Annotated in this window: 15 protein-coding genes; 6 read left to right on the forward strand and 9 right to left on the reverse strand. The window is 40.8% G+C overall.

The window, feature by feature from the left end; genetic code table 11:
* Positions 1–526 precede the first annotated feature (526 nt).
* The gene (locus AQPE_RS07955; RefSeq protein ID WP_318350524.1) at positions 527–3778 is read left to right on the forward strand and encodes a sensor histidine kinase; all 3252 of its coding nucleotides are present in this window, start codon (positions 527–529) and stop codon (positions 3776–3778) included.
* 189 nt (positions 3779–3967) lie between these two features.
* Here the strand turns inward: AQPE_RS07955 and corA are convergent, their stop codons facing one another.
* On the reverse strand, positions 3968–5035 hold the full coding sequence (gene corA, locus AQPE_RS07960) for a magnesium/cobalt transporter CorA (protein WP_318350525.1): 1068 nt from the start codon (positions 5033–5035) through the stop codon (positions 3968–3970).
* Between the two features lie 76 nt (positions 5036–5111).
* The gene (gene ppk2 / locus AQPE_RS07965; RefSeq protein ID WP_318350526.1) at positions 5112–6005 is read right to left on the reverse strand and encodes a polyphosphate kinase 2; all 894 of its coding nucleotides are present in this window, start codon (positions 6003–6005) and stop codon (positions 5112–5114) included.
* A gap of 237 nt (positions 6006–6242) precedes the next feature.
* On the opposite strand from ppk2, the gene mfd reads away from it, so the two are divergent.
* Positions 6243–9602 carry a transcription-repair coupling factor gene (mfd, locus tag AQPE_RS07970; RefSeq protein WP_318350527.1) on the forward strand — a complete coding sequence of 1120 codons (3360 nt, stop codon included), beginning with the start codon at positions 6243–6245 and terminating at the stop codon, positions 9600–9602.
* A gap of 54 nt (positions 9603–9656) precedes the next feature.
* Here the strand turns inward: mfd and AQPE_RS07975 are convergent, their stop codons facing one another.
* Together AQPE_RS07975 and AQPE_RS07980 are read right to left on the reverse strand one after the other, a co-directional pair.
* The gene (locus AQPE_RS07975) at positions 9657–9956 is read right to left on the reverse strand and encodes a type II toxin-antitoxin system RelE/ParE family toxin (RefSeq protein WP_318350528.1); all 300 of its coding nucleotides are present in this window, start codon (positions 9954–9956) and stop codon (positions 9657–9659) included.
* Positions 9949–10197 carry a hypothetical protein gene (locus AQPE_RS07980; RefSeq protein WP_318350529.1) on the reverse strand — a complete coding sequence of 83 codons (249 nt, stop codon included), beginning with the start codon at positions 10195–10197 and terminating at the stop codon, positions 9949–9951. The genes AQPE_RS07975 and AQPE_RS07980 overlap by 8 nt, the downstream gene beginning before the upstream one ends.
* Positions 10198–10415: 218 nt before the next feature.
* Here AQPE_RS07980 and AQPE_RS07985 point away from each other — a divergent pair, with 218 nt between their 5' ends.
* A complete protein-coding gene (locus AQPE_RS07985) occupies positions 10416–12251 on the forward strand; it encodes a glycoside hydrolase family 2 protein (RefSeq protein WP_318350530.1) in 1836 nt (611 codons plus the stop codon).
* 71 nt (positions 12252–12322) lie between these two features.
* Here AQPE_RS07985 and AQPE_RS07990 read toward each other — a convergent pair whose 3' ends face one another.
* From AQPE_RS07990 to AQPE_RS08010, 5 genes are read right to left on the reverse strand one after another with little or no spacing between them, the layout of a single operon-like run.
* The gene (locus AQPE_RS07990; protein ID WP_318350531.1) at positions 12323–12877 is read right to left on the reverse strand and encodes a GNAT family N-acetyltransferase; all 555 of its coding nucleotides are present in this window, start codon (positions 12875–12877) and stop codon (positions 12323–12325) included.
* 36 nt (positions 12878–12913) lie between these two features.
* Positions 12914–13726: a hypothetical protein gene (locus AQPE_RS07995; RefSeq protein ID WP_318350532.1), complete on the reverse strand. Its 813-nt coding sequence runs from the start codon at positions 13724–13726 to the stop codon at positions 12914–12916.
* Positions 13727–13769: 43 nt separating this feature from the next.
* The gene (locus AQPE_RS08000; RefSeq protein WP_318350533.1) at positions 13770–14165 is read right to left on the reverse strand and encodes an ACT domain-containing protein; all 396 of its coding nucleotides are present in this window, start codon (positions 14163–14165) and stop codon (positions 13770–13772) included.
* Positions 14166–14171: 6 nt separating this feature from the next.
* Positions 14172–14759 carry a sulfite exporter TauE/SafE family protein gene (locus AQPE_RS08005; protein WP_318350534.1) on the reverse strand — a complete coding sequence of 196 codons (588 nt, stop codon included), beginning with the start codon at positions 14757–14759 and terminating at the stop codon, positions 14172–14174.
* A gap of 5 nt (positions 14760–14764) precedes the next feature.
* The gene (locus tag AQPE_RS08010) at positions 14765–14935 is read right to left on the reverse strand and encodes a hypothetical protein (RefSeq protein WP_318350535.1); all 171 of its coding nucleotides are present in this window, start codon (positions 14933–14935) and stop codon (positions 14765–14767) included.
* A gap of 155 nt (positions 14936–15090) precedes the next feature.
* Here AQPE_RS08010 and AQPE_RS08015 point away from each other — a divergent pair, with 155 nt between their 5' ends.
* From AQPE_RS08015 to AQPE_RS08025, 3 genes are all read left to right on the forward strand, one after another.
* Positions 15091–17184 (forward strand): beta-galactosidase, encoded by a 2094-nt coding sequence (locus AQPE_RS08015; RefSeq protein WP_318350536.1) that lies wholly within the window; start codon positions 15091–15093, stop codon positions 17182–17184.
* 169 nt (positions 17185–17353) lie between these two features.
* The gene (locus AQPE_RS08020; protein ID WP_318350537.1) at positions 17354–18475 is read left to right on the forward strand and encodes an acyltransferase family protein; all 1122 of its coding nucleotides are present in this window, start codon (positions 17354–17356) and stop codon (positions 18473–18475) included.
* A 937-nt stretch (positions 18476–19412) separates the two neighbouring features.
* Positions 19413–20639, forward strand: coding sequence for an ROK family protein (locus tag AQPE_RS08025; protein WP_318350538.1), 1227 nt, complete (start codon positions 19413–19415; stop codon positions 20637–20639).
* The last annotated feature ends 23 nt before the right edge of the window (positions 20640–20662 follow it).

Here is a 20662-nt window from a genome sequence, read left to right on the forward strand (position 1 = left end):
AAGGCTGTCAGAGGACAGCCTTTTCTATTTTAAAATATCGGCAAAGATTTTCTTTTCTTATTTTCAAAAGACTGAGCAGATTAAATATATTACTTCGAATTGAAGCCAATTCTTTAATTTTTCAGATTTTCTATTTTCCGCATAGATCACTTCTATTTTCTTTCGGCAAATTCTATTTTTTACACAGTATTCTAATAATTACAACTAGCTCAATAGAAAATTGCTATTCCCAAACAATAGCAGGTGAAACAGCCAAAATAAACATAAGTAAAAACAAATAAATCCTGATAAAGCAACTAAAAAATAAAAAATAAATGCCAATACCACATATCACCATAATAATTAATCAAAAGAAAATCATTAACTTGCAAAGCATTAGATTAAATTGTGCTTAGATTCTGGAAAAGAAGTTGATTAGGGGTAATTAACTTAGTGTTTTTTGCGACGTGAAGACCATAAATAAGCCATTTATTAAAGAAGCTGTCTATATTTAGATACCAGGCGTAGCTAAGTCTAAATGATTGATATGGAAAAGGGTAACCCTACTTCAGAAAAAGTAGGAAAAGCTGTTATTGATTTTGAAGACATGATTGCTGAAAGCAGAGGAACTGCCTCAGAAAATATCGCATTTTTACACCCGGAAGAGTATAAAAGTATTATTGAGCTTTCAGTAGTAGGAATTTTAATCGGAGATAGTACCGGGAAAATAATCAGTTGGAACAATGCATTGGAAAACCTTACTGGTATTAAACAATCGAATGCGATCGGATTAAATATCTGGGATATCCATTATCAATTATCTCCAAAAGAATTTAAAACTCCAGATTTTTTTAATATTCTCGAAAAAAGATTACTTGGTATTATCAACGAATCAGGCTATTGGAAAAGGCAGGTTTATGAACAAAAGATGACCCGTTTAGATGGTACTGATATAACTGTTGAAATATCAACTTTCGTCACAGCATCTCAAAATGGAAATTTATTGGTCGTAACCCACAGAGACATCAGTGCCCAGGATCATTTGGGAATGACTTTGGCGATACAGAATGAAGCATTATCCAAACTCAATAAATTCGCTATAGAATTGTCAAAGTCTACACTTGAAGATGGACTGGAAGCTATCATTACCAAGCGAATCAAAGATTTTACAGGTGCAATTGGTGCAATTTTCTCTGAGTATAGCCCTGAAAACAGAACATTAACGCCTAAACATATTGAACTTGATTCGGGCTTGTTAGAAACTATCGTAACCTTGCTCGATAAACATGTACATAAAATATATACAGTTGTAAGTGATTACACTTATCATGAATTAACGACAAATACCATTAAGTTCCATGGCTCATTGTCTGAAGTTCATTCCGGAACTATCCCGCATGCTGTTGGACTGACTGCACAAGCCATACTAAAAGCTGATCGTTTTATCGAAGTATCTTTCCTTGTTGAGGGAAAGCTCTACGGCACCTCTATACTTGCGATGGGCAAACATCGGCTTGATCCGTCGATTGAGATTCTTGAAAATTTTATTTCGCTTGCAGCTGCCGAATTGAGACGAAAACGGTCGGAGGAAGCTCTTTTGAAGAGCGAAGAAATGATGCGAACGATTACCGAAAATGCTGCCGACATTATTCTGAAACTGGATGATGAGGGAACCATTATTTATACAAGCCGGGCTTTCCCGGGTTATAAAAAGGAAGATGTAATTGGTAAGAATTTTTGCGACTGGACGGCAACAGAGTATCATCCCGTAATGCGACAAGCCCTCGAAGACGTATTTAGCAAGTCCATATCCCAGACCTATCAATCCAAAGCATTGGGAATTAATCATGAAATCCGCTGGTTCTTATCACGGCTTTCACCTGTAATCGTTGAAGATGTGGTGAAAAATGCAGTATTAATTTTGAGCGATATTACTGAAAGAGAAAAGGCCGAAGGAGCGCTAAAGGAGAGCGAAGAAAATTACCGCGTGATTGCTCAATCCATGATTGATGTCATTTTTATAATTGACCGCTTTGGAAAACAACTTTTCTTTAATAATGTGGTTGAAAAGGTTCTTGGATATAAGGTCGAAGAAGTTGTTGGCAGATCATTTGCCGATTTTTTATCAAAAGAAAATATTCCTGGATATCTTATTCAGCTTGAAAATATTTTTTCGAACGGCGAAATATGCAATTTTATAACTCAAATCTATCATAAAGACGGATATCTGGTCGATGTTGAAATCAATGTTAAACGGATAAAGCTGAAGGGTGAATTTGTTGGTCAGGGAACAATCAGAGACATAAGTGCAAAAAAGCGTGCAGAAGAAGAGTTAAAGAATACCCTAGACCGTAACATCGCGCTGCTGGGAGCTATTCCTGATCTGATGTTTGTTTTCGATTCAAACTGCAAAATTGTTGATTTTCATTCCGAGTCACATAATCAGCTGATTGTAAGTCCGGAGCTGTTTCTTGGCAAACTTGTTGACGAGTTATTACCTCACGAAGTCGTGATTATTACAAAGGAAAAAGTTGAAGCGGTATTAGCTTCAGGCGAACCAGATTATTCTACCTATGAATTGCAGATTGGCGATGAGTTAAAGTATTTCGAATCCAGATATGTACCTTGCGGAAATAAAGAAGTTTTATCAATAGTACGAGACATTTCTGAACGAAAGAAGATTGAAGAATCGTTGAACGTAGCCATTGAAAGCTATATAGATATTTTCAATTCGGTATCGGAAGCAATCTTTGTATTAGACAAATCAGGAACTTTTATTGACATCAATAAAGGCGCTGAAAAAATGTACCAGTATACTAAAGATGAATTTGTTGATCTATCGCTTCAATCAATTGCTGCCAATGAAAAAAATGAGTTTATAGATGTTCAGAGTATCCTAAAGCAAGTTTACGAAACCGGAACTTCTGCATCATTCAATTTTTGGGCTGTTCGAAAAAATGGCGAGATTTTCCCGAAAGATGTATTTGTAAATAAAGGCAAATATTTTGGCAAAGATGTATTGATTGCCACTGCGCGCGACATTACCGAACAGAATCAGGCAGAAGAGCGGATAAAATCTAAGAACGAGGAACTTCAAAAAATCAATGCAGAAAAAGACAAGTTCTTCTCCATTATCGCTCACGATTTGCGTAGTCCGTTTGCAGCATTTCTTGGATTAACCCAAATGATGGTACAAGACCTTCCATCGCTCAAATTGGATAATATTCAGGAAATTGCTTTATTGATGAGGGACTCAGCTACCAATTTACACCGGTTACTCGAAAACTTATTGCAATGGTCGCGACTTCAGCAAGGAATGGTTGCATTTGATCCTCACTATTTTCTTTTAGTCGAAAAAATAAATAGCGGTTTACGTCCGGTAATGGAAATTGCATCAAATAAAGGTGTTGAAATAGTGGTAAATATCCCTGATGGGATGTATGTACTGGCAGATGAAAATATGTTGGAATCAACCATCAGGAATTTAGTTACCAATGCCGTTAAATTTACAGATAAAGGTGGAAAGATATTAGTATCGGCGCAAGCTGAAAACCAGAGTGGGGTTCAGATCTCGATCAAAGATACGGGTATCGGCATGAATGAAAAAACTCTGGAAAATCTTTTCAGAATAGGCGAACTGAATTGTCGCCCCGGAACCAACGGCGAGCCAAGTACCGGCTTAGGGTTGATCCTGTGCAAAGATTTCATTGAAAGGCATGGCGGGAAAATATGGGCTGAAAGTACCGAATTTATGGGAAGTACATTTCATATTCTACTCCCGAACTCAAGTAAAAACTAATAATCTTCAAAATCAAAAAGGTCGATTAACCGGCCTTCTGTTTACTGCATAATTGCTGTGAAAGGTTCCCCAATGACAATTTCAGATGCAGGTGCTTTAAACATTGCTCCGTTTTAATTTCCTTCAGAAATCACTCCAAATCTTTTAGACGTTTGATGGGTGCATCCGATTTCGTTCTCTAAAAATGGATCAAAACCATTTCCTCTTCCTGAAATAAATCAGCAATCCAAGCGTAATAACAATCAGGATTATCCAAAAATACAGGTAGCCATATTTGAAATGCAATTCGGGCAAGTTATCGAAGTTCATGCCATAAACTCCAGCGACAAATGTTAACGGAATGAAGAAAGCGGAGAAAACTGTCAAAACTTTCATAATCTCGTTGGCTTTGCTATCCAGATTGGCATGGTAAATATTCATCTGGTCATTCAACATCATCTGGTAAATCTCGATCGATTCGGTGGCCTGCATCACCAAATCGTTTAAATCCTGAAAGTATTTCATGTTTTCGTCAGCGATAAAACCCGATTCGTTTTCGATCAGCCGGTGCAAAATTTCTTTGACCGGACGAACGTTCTTCCGCAGGAAATTAATCTCAGTTTTGTGCTTATAAATTTTTTGCATCAATCCTTTGGGTTGGTTGGGCGTAAAAATCTGAGCTTCAGTTTTTTCGATCATATTCCCAAGGGTCTCAATAATCAAGAGGTAATTGTCAACAATGGTATCAAGCAAGGCATAAGTCAGGTAATCAGCACCTTTCCTACGCAAACGACCTTTGCTTTTGCGAATACGGTCACGAATCGGATCGAAATAATCGCCTACTTTTTCCTGAAGCGTAATAAGGTACGAATCGTCCAGTATCAAAGATATTTGCTCAGAACTCAGCCTGTCCGTTTTTTCATCGTATTCCAGAAGTTTTAAGATTACGATCATCAATTTCTCGGTTTCAGTAACCTTGGGGCGCTGATCGGTATTCAGCATATCTTCGAGCAACAATCCATGAATTTCGAACAAATCGCCCAATTTTTGAATCACTCCGGCATCGTGCAATCCATCAATATTAATCCAACTGACTTTGTCCTTTTCAATATAGGGCATGCAATCATCAAGCTCATCGGGTTCCGTTTCAACAAAATCATCAATGGAATAATTGAGTAATCGAATCCTAACCTTTTCAAGCTTTTTTGTACCCAAATGGATAAGCGAGCCAGGCATTTGTCCTGAAGCTGCTTTTCTGTCGTTTAGAAATCGTGCCATTATTGGTATCCGTTTGAATTAAGTATTGATGCGAAATAAGCATAATGTTTCATTGTTCACAAGCTTTCTCCTGTTTTCATTTCGAATCACTTTTATCGTCATCTTTCTTTCGACTATACCGGTCAGGTACGAAAGTCTGATCCGACATTGGTGTTCTGACATAGTCCTGAGATTCGATGCGAGGAGGAAAAACAATTGGTTCCGAAGGTAATTCCTCGTATGGAATCAAGCTCAGCATGTGACTGATACAATTGAGCCGTGCCAGTTTTTTATTATCGGCCGGAACGACAAACCAAGGAGACTCTTTGGTATCGGTATGTATAAACATTTCGTCTTTTGCTTTGGAGTATTCCACCCATTTCTCGCGCGATTTCACATCCATCGGGCTCAGTTTCCAGCGTTTAGTCGGATCATTCAACCGATCCTGAAAGCGATTCTCCTGTTCTTCATCAGAAACCGAAAACCAATATTTAATCAGGATAATTCCTGAACGGATAAGCATTTGTTCGAATTTAGGGCAACTTCTGAAAAATTCTTCATACTGATCATCGGTACAAAACCCCATTACATGCTCAACTCCGGCCCGATTGTACCAGCTTCGATCGAACAATACAATCTCTCCGCCAACAGGCAATTTCTCGACATATCGCTGAAAATACCATTCCGACTTTTCCTTCTCTGTTGGTGTCCCCAAAGCTGCAATTCGGCAAATACGCGGATTGAGTGGCCCCGAAATTCGCTTAATCACTCCACCTTTCCCGGCAGCATCGCGGCCCTCAAAAAGCACAACTACCTTCAATTGCTTTTGCTTCACCCATTCCTGAAGTTTGATTAACTCAATCTCAAGTTTCCTCAACTCTTTATTGTATTTCTTTTTGCTGATCAATCGGTGATCTTTCTTCTCGGGTTCAATGTGTTTAAGGTGCTTGCCTCCATGTTTCGAATGTTTCTTTTCTGAATTATTGCTCATGATATGCGATTTTAAATATCCTGAAAGTTAAGAAACATCAGGCAGTTAATCAACAAAAAGTTAGAAGACTGAAGACCGGAGAACTTAGGTCATGAATAGGTCATGATTATCATTAAGTCATTCAATTGTCAATGATTGTCAACAGGCTCACCTTTTACCATAAATGACAAACCTTGTCCTTACATCCCGAATTCTTCCGGCTTCGGACTCCAGACTTCCAACTTAAATTCCTTACATTTGCACCTTAATATTTTGATTTTGGAGCGGAAGGATTTTAGGAATCTGTTCAAAAAGCACGATCTCACCAACGAATTGTGCAATTTATTGAATACCCCGGGTGAAAAGATTCACCTGCAGGGACTCGTTGGCTCATCGCGAAGCATTTTAACCAGTTTACTTTCCGAAGAAATACCAAAAACATTCGTTATTTGCCTGAACGACAAAGAAGAAGCAGCTTATTTTTATGACGATCTGAATATTCTTCTTCCTGAATCGCCCGTACTGTTTTTCCCTTCGTCGTACAAACGATCGGTGAATTATCAGACCATCGAACAGGAAAACATCATTCTGCGAACCGAAGTACTCAACCGGTTGAAAGCCGAAAATCAGTTGCTCATTGTTACTTATCCTGAAGCTTTGGTCGAAAAGGTAATTTCGGGTGAAGGACTGGCTTCGTACACATTTCAGGTGACTAAGGGCGATAAACTTTCCATCGAATTTGTGAACGAAGTACTGTTTGAATACGGTTTCGAGCGGGTCGATTTCGTTTATGAACCCGGACAGTATTCCATTCGCGGAAGCATCGTTGATGTATACTCGTTTTCGAGCGAAGATCCGTACCGCCTCGACTTTTTTGGCGACGAAGTGGATACCATTCGCAGTTTCGATCTCGATAACCAGATTTCGAAAGAAGCACTGACCCGAATTAGCATCATTCCAAACATCCAGCAAGATTTAAAAGACGAAAAACGCATCAGCTTTCTCGATTTCATTCCGGCCAATTCCTTGCTTTTACTGAATGATATTCAGCTAATTATTGATCAAATACAATATAATTTCGATCAGACGATTGAAAAGTCAGAAGACGAAGATGAACGCAAAATGTGGTTCGACAAATTACTTTCAGGCGTAATTTTTGCTAAAGAAATCAAACCTTTCACCTGTGCCGAATTTGGGCAAAAAATCTATTTCAAGCATTCAAAAATAATTACCTACCACACCAATCACCAACCGGTTTTCCACAAAAATTTCGACATGCTTGCCGAAAACCTGGTTGACTATCAGAATTTCGGTTTCACCAATTATATTTTATCGACCAATGTTTCGCAAACCGACCGACTGAAGGCGATTTTCGACGACAAAGGCTTGAACGTTAGTTTTCGTCCGGTAGATTTTACCTTACACGAAGGATTTATCGATCACGACCAGAAGATTTGCTGTTACACCGATCACCAGATTTTTGAACGATACCACCGTTACGAAGTGAAAACCCGCAAGGCCGAGCGCGACAGCATCACGTTTAAAGAACTGAATAAGCTGCATCAGGGCGACTGGGTGGTTCATGTCGATCATGGTATCGGAAAATTCATGGGACTGGTAAAAACCGAATTCGATGGGAAACTTCAGGAGGCAATCCGGTTAAGTTATAGAGACAACGATGTGTTGCTGGTGAGCATTCATAACCTGCACCGCATCTCGAAATACAAAGGGAAGGACGGCACCGAGCCCAGCATCAGTAAATTGGGAAGCGGAGCCTGGCAAAAGCTGAAAGACCGCACCAAGCTAAAGGTCAAAGACATTGCGAAAGAGTTGATTGAGTTGTACGCCGCCCGCCGTCAGGAACTGGGATTTGCTTTTTCGCCCGATTCGTACCTTCAGAATGAGCTGGAAGCATCATTCATTTACGAGGATACGCCAGATCAGGTGAAATCGACCATCGCCGTGAAGGAAGACATGGAAAAGGAAATTCCGATGGATCGGCTGGTGTGCGGCGATGTGGGTTTCGGAAAAACTGAAATTGCCATCCGCGCGGCATTTAAAGCCGTGGCCGACAGTAAACAGGTAGCCGTGTTGGTTCCAACAACTATTCTGGCGCTTCAACATTTCAAAACTTTTACCGACCGGCTTGCCGATTTCCCAGCGAGGGTCGAATACATCAGCCGGTTGCGAAGTGCCCCTCAGGTAAAACAGGTTTTAGAGGATACAAAAGAGGGGAAAGTGGACATCCTGATCGGCACTCATAAACTGGTTGGTAAACAAGTAGTTTTTAAAGATCTGGGATTACTGATTGTTGATGAAGAACAGAAATTTGGCGTTTCGGTGAAGGAAAAGCTGAAACAAATGAAAGTGAATGTGGACACGCTCACGCTGACTGCCACGCCAATTCCGCGTACGTTGCAGTTTTCGATGATGGGCGCCCGCGACTTATCGATCATTCAGACACCGCCGCCCAACCGATACCCGATACAAACCGAATTACACGAATTCGGTGAAGATATTATCCGTGAAGCCATTCAGTATGAATTGGCTCGTGACGGACAGGCATTTTTTCTCCATAACCGGGTGTCGAATATTTACGAGGTTGAGGCTGTCATCAAAAAGATTGTGCCAGGAGTTCGCACGATTGTCGGGCATGGGCAAATGGAGGGTGAAAAGCTCGAAAACGTGATGATGAGTTTTATTAATGGTGAATTCGACGTACTGATTTCAACCACCATTATCGAATCGGGTTTGGATATTCCGAATGCAAATACGATCATCATCAACCATGCAGAGAACTTCGGGTTGAGCGATTTGCACCAATTGCGTGGTCGGGTTGGCCGCTCGAATAAAAAAGCATTCTGCTACCTTTTGGCGCCACCACTTTCGACAGTAACGCCCGAAGCACGCCGACGCCTGCGCGCCATCGAAGAGTTTTCGGAACTGGGAAGCGGGTTCAACATTGCCATGCAGGATTTGGACATTCGCGGCGCCGGAAACCTTTTGGGTGCCGAACAGAGCGGCTTTATTGCTGATATTGGGTTCGAAACCTATCACCGAATCCTGAACGAAGCCATTCAGGAACTGAAACAAACCGATTTTAAAGAACTTTTCAAGGACGAAAAAGAAGATTCGTCGCAAGCCTTCCTGAACGTAAAATTTGGCAGCGATTGCCAGATTGATACCGATTTACAACTGCTGTTTCCCGAAAAATATATACAAAGTACTTCGGAGCGAATGTTGCTTTACCGAGAATTGGACAACCTTGAAAGCGAAGAAGCTTTGGTGCAGTTCGAAGCCGGGTTGGTCGACCGATTTGGAAAATTACCGAACGAAAGTATTGAATTGATTGAAGTGGTTCGCCTGCGATGGGCAGCTATAAAAGTGGGAATGGAAAAAATTATCCTGAAGAACCACAAAATGGTTTGCCACTTTATTTCCGATCCGCAATCGGTGTTTTACCAGTCGCCAACATTTAGCCAGGTACTTCGCTACGTGCAAACCCACCCTCAAACCTGCCGAATGAAAGAAGGTAACAACAAGTTATCGCTGACTTTTGATAAGGTAAAGAGTGTGAAAAAAGCGAAAGAGATGCTGGAAGGGGTTGGGGAAGAATAAATTCTTAATTGCCCAAATAACTCGATTCGAATAATTTTCCAGACAGGTTAGTAGTTATTGAAATTTTAGTTTTTGAGGATCTTGTCTGCTGTCGTAAATTCTTAGAATATCGATATAATCTTTTCTGTCGCGATAAAATAGGGCATTATGCCTGGTTATTATGCATTTACGAACCTTTTTCTTTCTATGAATTATTGGAAACTGCCTCGGATTTAGAGAAATTTGATCAATCAGTTTTTCAGTGATTTCAATAAACTGATTTACTACTTTATCGCCCCAATTGTCATCAAGGTATTCAAGAATGGATTCAAAATCCTTTTCCGATAATGGGGACCAAATAATTGGCTTAGGCATTGTTGTATTTCTTGCGGGCAGTCGCCATCACTTTCTCATGGGCAATTCCTTTTCCAGAATCAATTTCGTCAATGGCATCAGCAATTCCATTTCTCTGTTCTTCAGTCAGTTTTTCCCAATCGGCTAAATCGTTTTTCTCATTGATAAAATTGACCAAAACGCCATAGAACTCTTCCAATCTACTCTTCTCTAAAGAATCAATTTGTCGAAATATCTTCAGTTTTAAATCAGATGTGGTCATCGCTTTCTTTTTTTCAAAGGTACAATTTCTACAACAAATTTCCAGTCCTAATTCCTTTTCTTGTCCCCATCTGCAATTAATCCTTACAGATTTTGATGCTAGTAAGACAATGGCAATTGATCAAATACCGGCAAAATCATTTCACGGATTCTCTTGTGTACATCCGACAAATCGATAGTTTTGTGTTACATTTAAATCGTATAAATTAAACCTTTACAATGAAAAAGCTAATTATTCTTTTGATGGTAATGTCGGCGATGTATTCGAATGCACAGCAGGCCATGACCAATATTCCGGGGCGAAAAACCTTTTCGCTTAACGGTAAGTGGAATTACATCATCGATCCGTACGAAACCGGTTATTACGATTACCGTTACCAACCAGCCGATCAAAACCCGAATCCCACATCAGGATTTTTCCTCGACCAGCACCAAACGGATAAATCACAAATGCTTGAATACGATTTCGACAAATGTCCGACATTGATGGTTCCCGGGGACTGGAATTCGCAGGACGATAAATTGCTTTACTACGAAGGAACAATCTGGTACCGTAAGCTTTTCACCTATAAAAAATCGGCAGCTGACAACCGGGTATTTATTCATTTTGGCGCAGCCAATTACGAAACGGATGTTTACCTGAATGGCAAAAAACTTGGGAAACACATCGGAGGTTTTACTCCGTTCGACTACGAAATTACTTCGTTGCTGAAAGATGAAAACAACTCGATTGTGGTTAAAGTCGACAACAAGCGCAAGCGCGAAGCCGTGCCCACACTCAATACCGATTGGTGGAACTATGGTGGAATTACCCGCGATGTTGATGTTGTTGAAGTTCCGGCCACATTTATTGCTGATTACAAGATTCAATTGAAGAAAGGCTCTTCTGCTGAAATTTCAGGAATGGTGAAATTGGATGGATCTCAGAAAAGTCAATCCGTAAAAATTGAAATTCCGGAAATAAAACAGACCGCTACCATTAATACCAACGAAAACGGAGAGGCTAATTTTTCAATCTCGGTGAAGAATTTAAGTTTATGGTCGCCCGAAAATCCAAAACTTTATGAAATAACCGTTACTTCAGCTACCGACAAAGTAACAGAACGCATTGGCTTCCGGACAATTGAAACAAAAGGAACCGATATTTTACTCAACGGGAAATCAGTTTTTCTGCGGGGCATTTGCATCCACGAAGAAAATGCAATGCGAGGCGGACGTGCCTATTCCAGAGAAGATGCTCAAATGTTACTGGGATGGGCTAAAGAACTGAATTGCAACTATGTGAGACTGGCACACTATCCGCACAACGAAAATATGGCACGGGTGGCCGATGAATTGGGAATACTGGTTTGGGAAGAAAATCCGGTTTACTGGACTATTTTGTGGGATAATCCGGAAACTTATGCCAATGCACAACAACAATTGACCGATGAGATTACCCGCGATAAAAACCGGGCCAGTGTCATCATCTGGTCGATGGCCAATGAGACTCCGGTGAGCGAAGCACGCACCAATTTCTTGCGCAAACTGGCCGAACATGCCCGAGGTTTGGATGATACCCGCCTGATATCGGCTGCATTGGAAGTTCATGGCAACAGCAATCCGAACGACAAAGTGGTGGAAGATCCGTTCGCTGAATATGTCGACATTGTAAATTTCAACGAATATGTCGGTTGGTACGATGGCCTGCCCGAAAAATGCGACCGGATTAACTGGGTGATTAAATACAACAAACCGGTGATGATCAGCGAATTTGGAGCTGGTGCGCTACAAGGACTTCATGGCGATATTTTAACGCGCTGGACTGAAGAATATCAGGAAGATTTGTATAAACGGACATTGCCAATGCTCTCAAAAATTCCGCAATTTCGCGGATTGACACCATGGATTTTGTGCGACTTCCGTTCACCTAAACGCATGCTAACCAACATTCAGGATGGATGGAACCGTAAAGGTCTGATCGGGCAGAATGGTACCAAAAAGAAAGCATTCTATGTACTTCAGGATTTCTACAAACAAAAGGAACTGGAATACAAGCAAGTCCTGAAAAAATAAAGAGATCATCTGAAAAGTAATTTGTCTCCCCGAAATATCTGCCGATAGTCAGGTATTTCGGGCTTGATGTTTTATGTACTCATCCATTCATCCTTCAACACAGCATAAACCAGATCGTCGACCCATTCCCCGTTTAGCTCAGAATTTTCCTTCACAAGTCCTTTTTTTCGAAACCCTAAACGTTCAATTAACCGGATTGAGGGCCGGTTTCGCGAATCAATAGACACAATAATCCGTTGTTTGCCCAACTCATCAAAAAGGTAATTGATTGTTGCCTTTACCGCTTCAAAAGCATAACCTTTGCCCTGATATTCTTGACTTAGCGTACATCCCAACTCAACAAGGAAAGCATCTGAAGCCAGGAAGTGAACTCCAATATCACCAATTATTTTGCTATTTTCCTTTTCAGTGATCACAAACTGAAACCAGGTACCGGGTTGGTTAATTTCGGACGAGACTTTATTTGTTATGAAGTTATGTACGTCATCAATCGTTTTTGGAATCCAACCCTGATATTGATTCACAACGGCATTTGACCGATATAAAAAGATGGAGTCAGCATCTTCTATTTGTATCGATCTCAAAAGCAGTCGATCAGAGTTAATCTGAATGAAATCAGTTGACATGCAATTTATGTTTTGTGTGTTTCGCCTGAAAATAAACTATTTGTACTGGATTTTTCTTTTGGCTTCAATAATCATTTTTTGATCTGCAAGCGTGTACTTTTTCACCCAATTCCCATGGCTGTCACATTTATAGTAGATATCCTGTGTCGGATTTTTGCCATAAACAGGCAACCCAACTAATAAATCAATTGAATAATGATCCAAAAAACCATTTGGATTTAAGGAATACGAAAGCTCAGTCTTCAGATCCGATTCAATGTCCTTTCGCTCAATCCTGACTATTCTATTTGCCGAATCATAGAATAATTCACATCTTTCTCCAGTATCCATAACACCCGCACTGTTAACATTGTGGCGAGTAAACGATATCAGCTTCCCTTCTTTATATACCGCATTCATTTCGATCATAAATAATTCGCGGGTCTGTTTTTGATGATTACCAACCCAATAATTCACCTTTGTAATCCGCCCATCCAAATCAATGAAATTTTCATATTCAACAAAGTCGCCAGCATGTCCTTCATTGTCTCTTTCAATGATTTCATGTTCAATATTACGATCGCCTATTTTATTTCGCTGGTAAGTATATTCAGTCAAAACTTTATTCCGGAAAGAATTTTCCCTGCTTTTCAGCTTCGAGTCCTCATCAAAAAGAAAGGTGTATTTCCATCCTGAATATTTCCCGGGTTTAAATACCGATGAATCTTTTTTCGTCGGAATCTGTTCTTTGCCATATCGTTTTTCTGTCACTTTTTCAATATTTCCCCTGAATTCAGGAAGCTTCGGAAATAATTGGCCAAAAGAACCAACTGAAAACAATAGAAAAAGGGAAGTGATTAAAATCCTCATGAAGTAAGCCAGATTTAAATATCTTAAATCCAAAGATAAAATTTTAGAGCGATAATTTCTCAAGCACAGCAACTGCTTTTTGCGAATCGCAGTGTTTTACGAATAGGTGGTCGTGATAATAACCTGCAACTACATTACAACTGATTCCCTCATCGGCAAGTGCAGTAGAAAAAGCAGCTGTTAATCCCACCGCTTCCAGCGATGAATGAACCATCAATGAAATCCAGGCAGCAATAAAGTCGTAATTCAAATTTAGTTTGTCGGCGGCTTCTTTCCTGAGAATAATTGTCGTTCCTTCCGTTTCCCTGAAGGTCATTACCAGATCGTTCGGATCAATTGCCTCAATATTTTCCACCGTGCAGAAAACATATTCACCCTCATGAAGCAAGGGGCTGATAGATTTCAGGATCGTTTTGAGGTTGGTTTCTGCTGTCATCATTTTACTTCATTTCTTCAGAAAGAAAATTACCGAAGCAATTAATCCGGCACTCACAACAATCCAGCGCAGAAGTTCGGGTTTTATTTTTCCGGCCAGTTTACCACCGATTAATCCACCAGAAAGCGATCCAAAAATCATAACAAATGCAATCAACCAATCAACTTTTCCGGAGAAAGCAAAGTAAATAGCCGCTGCAAGGTTAATAGCAAATGCGAGAGCTTGTTTCAGAAAATTCAGCCGGGTCATTGAATCGTCGGTCACATAACCCAGAACCGCCATCAAAATAACGCCCAGCCCGGCGCCAAAATAGCCTCCGTATACGGCTGCCAGTAAAACCAACGACAACATGAGCATTGGATTGCGATGCTCGGAATGAGCATGACCAATACGCGCAACCACCCAGTTCTTAATTTTTACCTGAGCTGCAAGCAATAGCGTTGCCACTAAAATGAGGTAAGGAATAATACTTCGGAACGAACTTTCGCTGGTATTTAAAAGGAGTAAGCCGCCAACAATACCGCCAAAGACAGCCACAGGTAACAGTTTCAGCAAACGTTGGTACTGAGATTTAAAATCCTTACGCTGCGACCACATTCCGCCTATTGTTCCTGGTACAAAGCCACCGTGTTGGTAACGTTGGCTACTACCGGCGAAATCCCAACCGCCAGCAAAACCGGGAAACTTACCAACGTTCCACCTCCAGCCATTGCATTGATGAAACCGGCAGCCACCGCTGCCATAAAAATGAGCATTTCGTTGAATAGTGACATCTTTAAATTTGCAGAAGTTACAAATATGTGAAAAGCCTGTGAAACAAAGTCGGATTGAGCATGGAAATTATTAAATTTCGAAATAAGTGTTTGTTAAACATTTACCGTCTATTGGTTATATTTGTCCTACTCTGACTAACAAAAACTATTCGATTATGAAGAATCTCTTTCTGTTCTTTTTGCTCCTGACTTTTGCATCAACTCTTAAAGCACAACCAGTAAAAATGGATAATGTACTTTATGGAGCAGCTTATTACCAGGAATATATGCCAACCGACCGTCTTGCCGAAGACCTGAAGTTGATGAAAGAATCAGGGATGTCGGTGGTTCGTTTAGGCGAATCGACCTGGAGCTTATTCGAGCCGCGCGAGGGTGAATTCGATTTCGCGTGGATGGATCGAATCATAGATGGACTGCACGCCAACGGGATCAAAGTTATTCTTGGCACGCCTACCTATTCGATGCCCGCATGGTTGTGGCACAAACATCCGGAAGTGCTGGTCGATTATGAAAGAGGAGCCAGAGCTTACTACGGAATTCGCCAAAATATGGACATCACCAACCCAACTTTCCTGTTTTATTCTGAACGGATTATCCGGAAGATGATGGAACATTACGCTAAACATCCCGCCATTATTGGGTATCAGGTCGACAATGAAACAACTTCGTACGGCGTGAATAACTACGATTTTCACATCAGCTTTATCGATTACCTGAAGAAAAAATTCGGAACAACCGAAAACCTGAATAAAATATGGGGTCTCAATTACTGGGGAATGACCATGAACGGCTGGGACGAATTTCCGGAGAAAGACGGCGTAACCAACACCGCATACAAACTGGAATGGGAGCGTTTTAAACGCAAAACTGTGGCCGATTACCTGACCTGGCAAGCCGGAATTGTGAGCGAATACAAACGTCCCGATCAGTTTATTACTCATTGTTTTATGCCCTCGGTTCAGGATATCGACCAGATTGAAAGCTCGAAAAAGATGGATATCCTGGCCGTGAATGTTTATCATGGTTCTCAGGACAATCTGACTGGCGACGAAATTGCTTTTGCAGGCGATTTCTTCCGTTCGGTAAAAATGAAAAATTACCTGATTACCGAGACCAACGCGCAAACCATTGGCTGGGACTCGAAATCGCAAATGCCACCTTACGAAGGACAACTCCGCATGAATGTTTATTCTCACATGGGCTCGGGAGCCAATATGGTTGAATACTGGCACTGGCACTCGATTCATTACGGACAGGAAACCTACTGGAAAGGTGTTTTGTCGCACGACCTGCAACCCAACCGCGCCTATGCCGAATATTCGAAAACGGCACACGAACTTCAGAAATTCGGCAAGAAGTTGGTTAACCTGAAAATCACCAACAAAGTAGCTATTCTGTTTAGTCACGATTCGAATGCAGCGCTGAATGTGATGCCTTTCAGAAACAGCAAACAAGATATGTGGGGCGGATCAGGAAATATCTATCGAAACGAGCTGGTTGGACAGTTTCACAAAGTCCTTTTCCGTAACAATATTGGTGTCGATTTTATCTTTCCTGAAAATGCCAAATTCGAAAATTACGATCTGGTGATAATACCTGCTCTCTATATTGCCAGCGACGATTTGCTCAACAAGATCAGCAAATATGTGGAGAATGGAGGCCACGTCATTATGCAGTTCAAAAGCGGTTTCTGCGACGAGAATTCGATGGTTCGCCCAATGCTGGCACCTGGCCCACTTCGCAAAGCCTGTGGATTCTATTATCAGGAATTCACTAATTTTAAGGAATTAAGCCTGAAAGATAATCCTTTCAATGTTGACCAAGCCTCGAACAAAGTTTACGACTGGGGCGAATACCTGGTTGCCGAAACCGCCAAACCTTTGGCTTATTACGATCATCAATACTTCGGAAAATATCCGGCCGTCACGATCAATAACTTCGGAAAGGGAACTTTGCTGTACGAAGGAACCGGAGTTTCGGATGGTATTCAGGAAAAACTGATTCTTCAGGAAATGGAACGTGCCGGGATTAAAACGGTTGACCAGAATCTGCACTGGCCTCTCATAACCAAAAGCGGAGTGAACGATGCAGGCAAAAAAGTACATTACTATTACAATTACACTTCGCAGAAATCAAGCTTGGTTTATCCGCACAAAGCCGGTAATGAATTGACTTCAGGAAAAGCTGTTGTTGCAGGAGCGACCCTCGAAATTGAACCTTGGGATGTGCTGATTGTGGAAGAAAATTAGATTGTAACAACGAAATATACTTCGAACAATCCCTGCTTTTTTGAATCGCGGGGATTGTTTATTTATACTCGTCACTTGATTGTTCTTTAACATTTAAATTCCATTCCCGGACTGACCCTTCGGTCAATTGAAATAATTACATTTGATTTCTAACTAAACCATTTGCCAGATGATGCAGAATCCCTCCGAAAGTTCATCTTCGCGTTTGCTTTCTCTCGATTTTTTTCGTGGATTGACCATGTTTCTTTTGGTTGCCGAAGGAACAGGACTCTGGTGGACGCTTGTTCAGGATCCAATACGTGGCACATTTTTGGAGCATTTCTTTATTCAATTTGAGCATCATCCCTGGCACGGACTTCGATTCTGGGATTTAATTCAGCCATTCTTCATGTTCATCGTTGGAGTTGCAATGCCCTTTTCGTACCGCAACCGAATCTCGAAAGGCGAATCCCGCGGCACCATAACCCGACACATTATTCAAAGAGCGTTCATCCTGCTGGCTTTTGGTGTGGGACTTCAGTGCGGATACAGCAAAAAACTGGTTTGGGAACTTTGGGGAGTACTCTCGCAACTTTCTGTTACCATACCAATTGCCTACTTCCTGATGAAGTATCTGATTAAGGTGCAACTTGCTGTTTCACTTTTACTTTTGCTGATAACCGACCTTATTTACCGTAATTTTCAGATTGAAGGTTTTAATCAGCCCTGGGTAATCGACAAAAACTTTGGAAGCTGGATGGATATGATTTTAATGGGCAAGTTGAATAATGGCGGAGGTTGGGTCGCTATCAATTGTATTCCAACAGCAGCACACACCATATGGGGAGTTTTAGCGGGACAGTTACTGATCAAAGATGTCAGCCAAAAATGCAAATTCAAAACACTCTTAATCGTGGGAGGTATTTCCCTGTTTGTTGGCTACAGTCTCGATTTGACAGGGATTACCCCGATCATCAAACGAATTGCGACTTCTTCATTTGTTTTTACCTCGGGCGGATGGGCACTGATTGGGCTGGCACTAAGTTACTGGTTGATTGACATTAAAGGGTATAAAAATTGGATATTTATCTTTACGGTTGTAGGAACAAATTCGATCTTTATTTACATTTTCTTTCAAACAGTAGGTAGTCAGTGGGTCAACGATTTCATTGCCATTTTTTCAAAAGGCATTCTTCAATGGACTGGCGCTTCTGAATTTATTCTGAATTTAGTTACCAGCCTTGTTATATTAGCCGCTGAATGGGGTCTGTGCTACTGGTTGAATCGAAGAAAAATTTTCTTCAGGATTTAATTAACACAATATCAGCCAGCAACTAATACTGAAAAACCAAGACTTCATATTCGTGTTGCTAATAATTGTTAATTCAAGCTATTTATGAAACAATGATGAGTCGCTTAGCGTACTTACACTTGACTTTGCAATTTATATTTTTGAACTTTTTTGGGTTGATTGGTTTTTTTGTGAAAAGCAAAGTTCGTAAGGTAATTTTAGTTGTTTGTTTAGAGAAGAGCGGTGGTTGTCACCGCTCTTCTCTTTTTAGTAAAACCCATTTCCAACGAAATAATGGATCAATTCATATTCTTGTGGGAAGGAAAAAGATGATCAAGTTGTATTCAAACGTTTTAGTCCTCTAGCCGGACTGGCTCTTCCTTTTCCATTCCCTGCCCGTAGCAGGCGGGGATGAAAAGGAAGCAATCCCGAGACTTCGGGATGTCAAAACGAACCCTCCGCCGGGCGTTTTGACGGCCTGCCCACTCGCTTCGATTGAGGCAGAACTAAGTTCAAAGGATACCAATTAAATTGGACATTTGATTTAAAAATCATTGCAATGCATTGTCTTTGTTCCGCCTAAGGAGAAAAAGCGTGAAGAAAACGATGAAGTGAGCGTTAAGAAAATTTCCCTGTTTGACGACCAGAGGGAGGAGTTTGGAAATTTTCAGCGAAACGTATTCGTATTTAGCTTTTTATCCTTAAGCGGCGGCTCTTTTTGGTTACTTTTTCCAGCTGAAGGGAAAAAGTAACAGCCTGTCCGGCTGGAGGACGAGGTAAATGAGTTTGGGTTTTCTTATTGAAGGACTTAAATCAGAATTTAAAACTCCCCATAACAATATCATGTGATCTGAAATAATCATTAAAACTTTTTAAATATTTAAAGAAAGTTGTAATTTGATTCACAAATAAATAAAATACATTTGTATTTCCATAAACCGAGGTAAATTTTTCAATTATGACTTTTTCTCAGGTAAATCAGGATGAAGGAAGCGATATGAATGTCGTGGAACTGAAAAATAATTTTCAGAAACGGAAAATAATCAAAAATCTATTCCTCTATGGAGCTATGACCAACACCGATCTCGGCCAGTTTGTCAAACTCAGTACTCCAAAGATAATCAGCCTGCTCAACGAGTTGAAAGCAGAAGGGCTCGTTGAGGAGCTCGGACAAGGCAATTCGAGCGGAGGACGACGGCCAAATTTGTATGGCAACAAAGAGGATGCTTTCTACATCATCGGCATTTCAATAAACATATACAAAACTTCGGTATCCATATTCAATGCAAAAAACCAGAAGGTTACCGACGATCATATCTTAACACTGACCATTTCGCACGGAACAACCATCATCGACCCAATTGTTGATTTTACCGAAAACGTCATCCGCGAAAAGCAGATTCCACGAGAAAAAATATTGGGTATTGGAATTGAAATGCCTGGAATGGTTGACTCTGAGACAGGTATAAATAAAACATACATGGTTTCTGACCAACCTGTTGCCGAAGTATTCAGGAAGAAATTCGGGATGGAAGTTTTGATTGAAAATGACGCCAAAACTCGGGCATTTGCCGAGCTTCGATTTGGATTGGCTCATGGCAGGAAAAACATATTGGCTATTCACCTCGATTGGGGTATTGGCCTGGGAATCATCGTAAACGGGAAGCTGTACAAGGGGCGTGATGGATTTGCCGGTGAGTTCGGGCATTTGCCAATGGTCGATAACGGAATATTGTGCAAATGCGGCAAACAAGGTTGTCTCGAAACCATTGCATCGGGTACAGCAATTGCCCGCATGGCAAAAGAAGGAATGGCAGCAGGCCGTTCAACTTTTCTTGGTGAATTGAAAGACCACGATCAGGAGAATAATGAAATCAGACAAGTTGTTCAGGCAGCAACAATGGGCGACCAGTATTCGATCTCAATTCTGGCCAATGTCGGCCACTGGCTTGGAAAAGGCCTTGCTTATCTCATCCAGATCTTTAATCCTGAATTGATTATTCTGGGCGGAAGAATGTCGGAAGCCAACCAGTTTATTCTTCCACCCATTCAGCAGTCAATTCAGATTTTTTGCAATCCGGAGTTAGGCAATGAAATTGAAATAAAAGTTTCGGAATTAGGCAGTAAAGCTGGCATACAAGGGGTTGCTGCATTATTTCTGGAACACGTTCTCGATAGAAATTAACATCTTTAGTAAACTCAAATCAG

The sequence above is a fragment of the Aquipluma nitroreducens genome (assembly GCF_009689585.1).
Classification (GTDB): domain Bacteria; phylum Bacteroidota; class Bacteroidia; order Bacteroidales; family Prolixibacteraceae; genus Aquipluma; species Aquipluma nitroreducens.

Coding starts and splice junctions, on each gene's coding strand:
- AQPE_RS07955 (WP_318350524.1), top strand. CDS start 527: ATGGAAAAGGGTAACCCTACTTCAGAAAAAGTAGGAAAAGCTGTTATT.
- corA (WP_318350525.1), bottom strand. CDS start 5,035: ATGGCACGATTTCTAAACGACAGAAAAGCAGCTTCAGGACAAATGCCT.
- ppk2 (WP_318350526.1), bottom strand. CDS start 6,005: ATGAGCAATAATTCAGAAAAGAAACATTCGAAACATGGAGGCAAGCAC.
- AQPE_RS07975 (WP_318350528.1), bottom strand. CDS start 9,956: ATGCCTAAGCCAATTATTTGGTCCCCATTATCGGAAAAGGATTTTGAA.
- AQPE_RS07980 (WP_318350529.1), bottom strand. CDS start 10,197: ATGACCACATCTGATTTAAAACTGAAGATATTTCGACAAATTGATTCT.
- AQPE_RS07985 (WP_318350530.1), top strand. CDS start 10,416: ATGAAAAAGCTAATTATTCTTTTGATGGTAATGTCGGCGATGTATTCG.
- AQPE_RS07990 (WP_318350531.1), bottom strand. CDS start 12,877: ATGTCAACTGATTTCATTCAGATTAACTCTGATCGACTGCTTTTGAGA.
- AQPE_RS07995 (WP_318350532.1), bottom strand. CDS start 13,726: ATGAGGATTTTAATCACTTCCCTTTTTCTATTGTTTTCAGTTGGTTCT.
- AQPE_RS08000 (WP_318350533.1), bottom strand. CDS start 14,165: ATGATGACAGCAGAAACCAACCTCAAAACGATCCTGAAATCTATCAGC.
- AQPE_RS08005 (WP_318350534.1), bottom strand. CDS start 14,759: ATGTGGTCGCAGCGTAAGGATTTTAAATCTCAGTACCAACGTTTGCTG.
- AQPE_RS08010 (WP_318350535.1), bottom strand. CDS start 14,935: ATGTCACTATTCAACGAAATGCTCATTTTTATGGCAGCGGTGGCTGCC.
- AQPE_RS08015 (WP_318350536.1), top strand. CDS start 15,091: ATGAAGAATCTCTTTCTGTTCTTTTTGCTCCTGACTTTTGCATCAACT.
- AQPE_RS08020 (WP_318350537.1), top strand. CDS start 17,354: ATGATGCAGAATCCCTCCGAAAGTTCATCTTCGCGTTTGCTTTCTCTC.
- AQPE_RS08025 (WP_318350538.1), top strand. CDS start 19,413: ATGACTTTTTCTCAGGTAAATCAGGATGAAGGAAGCGATATGAATGTC.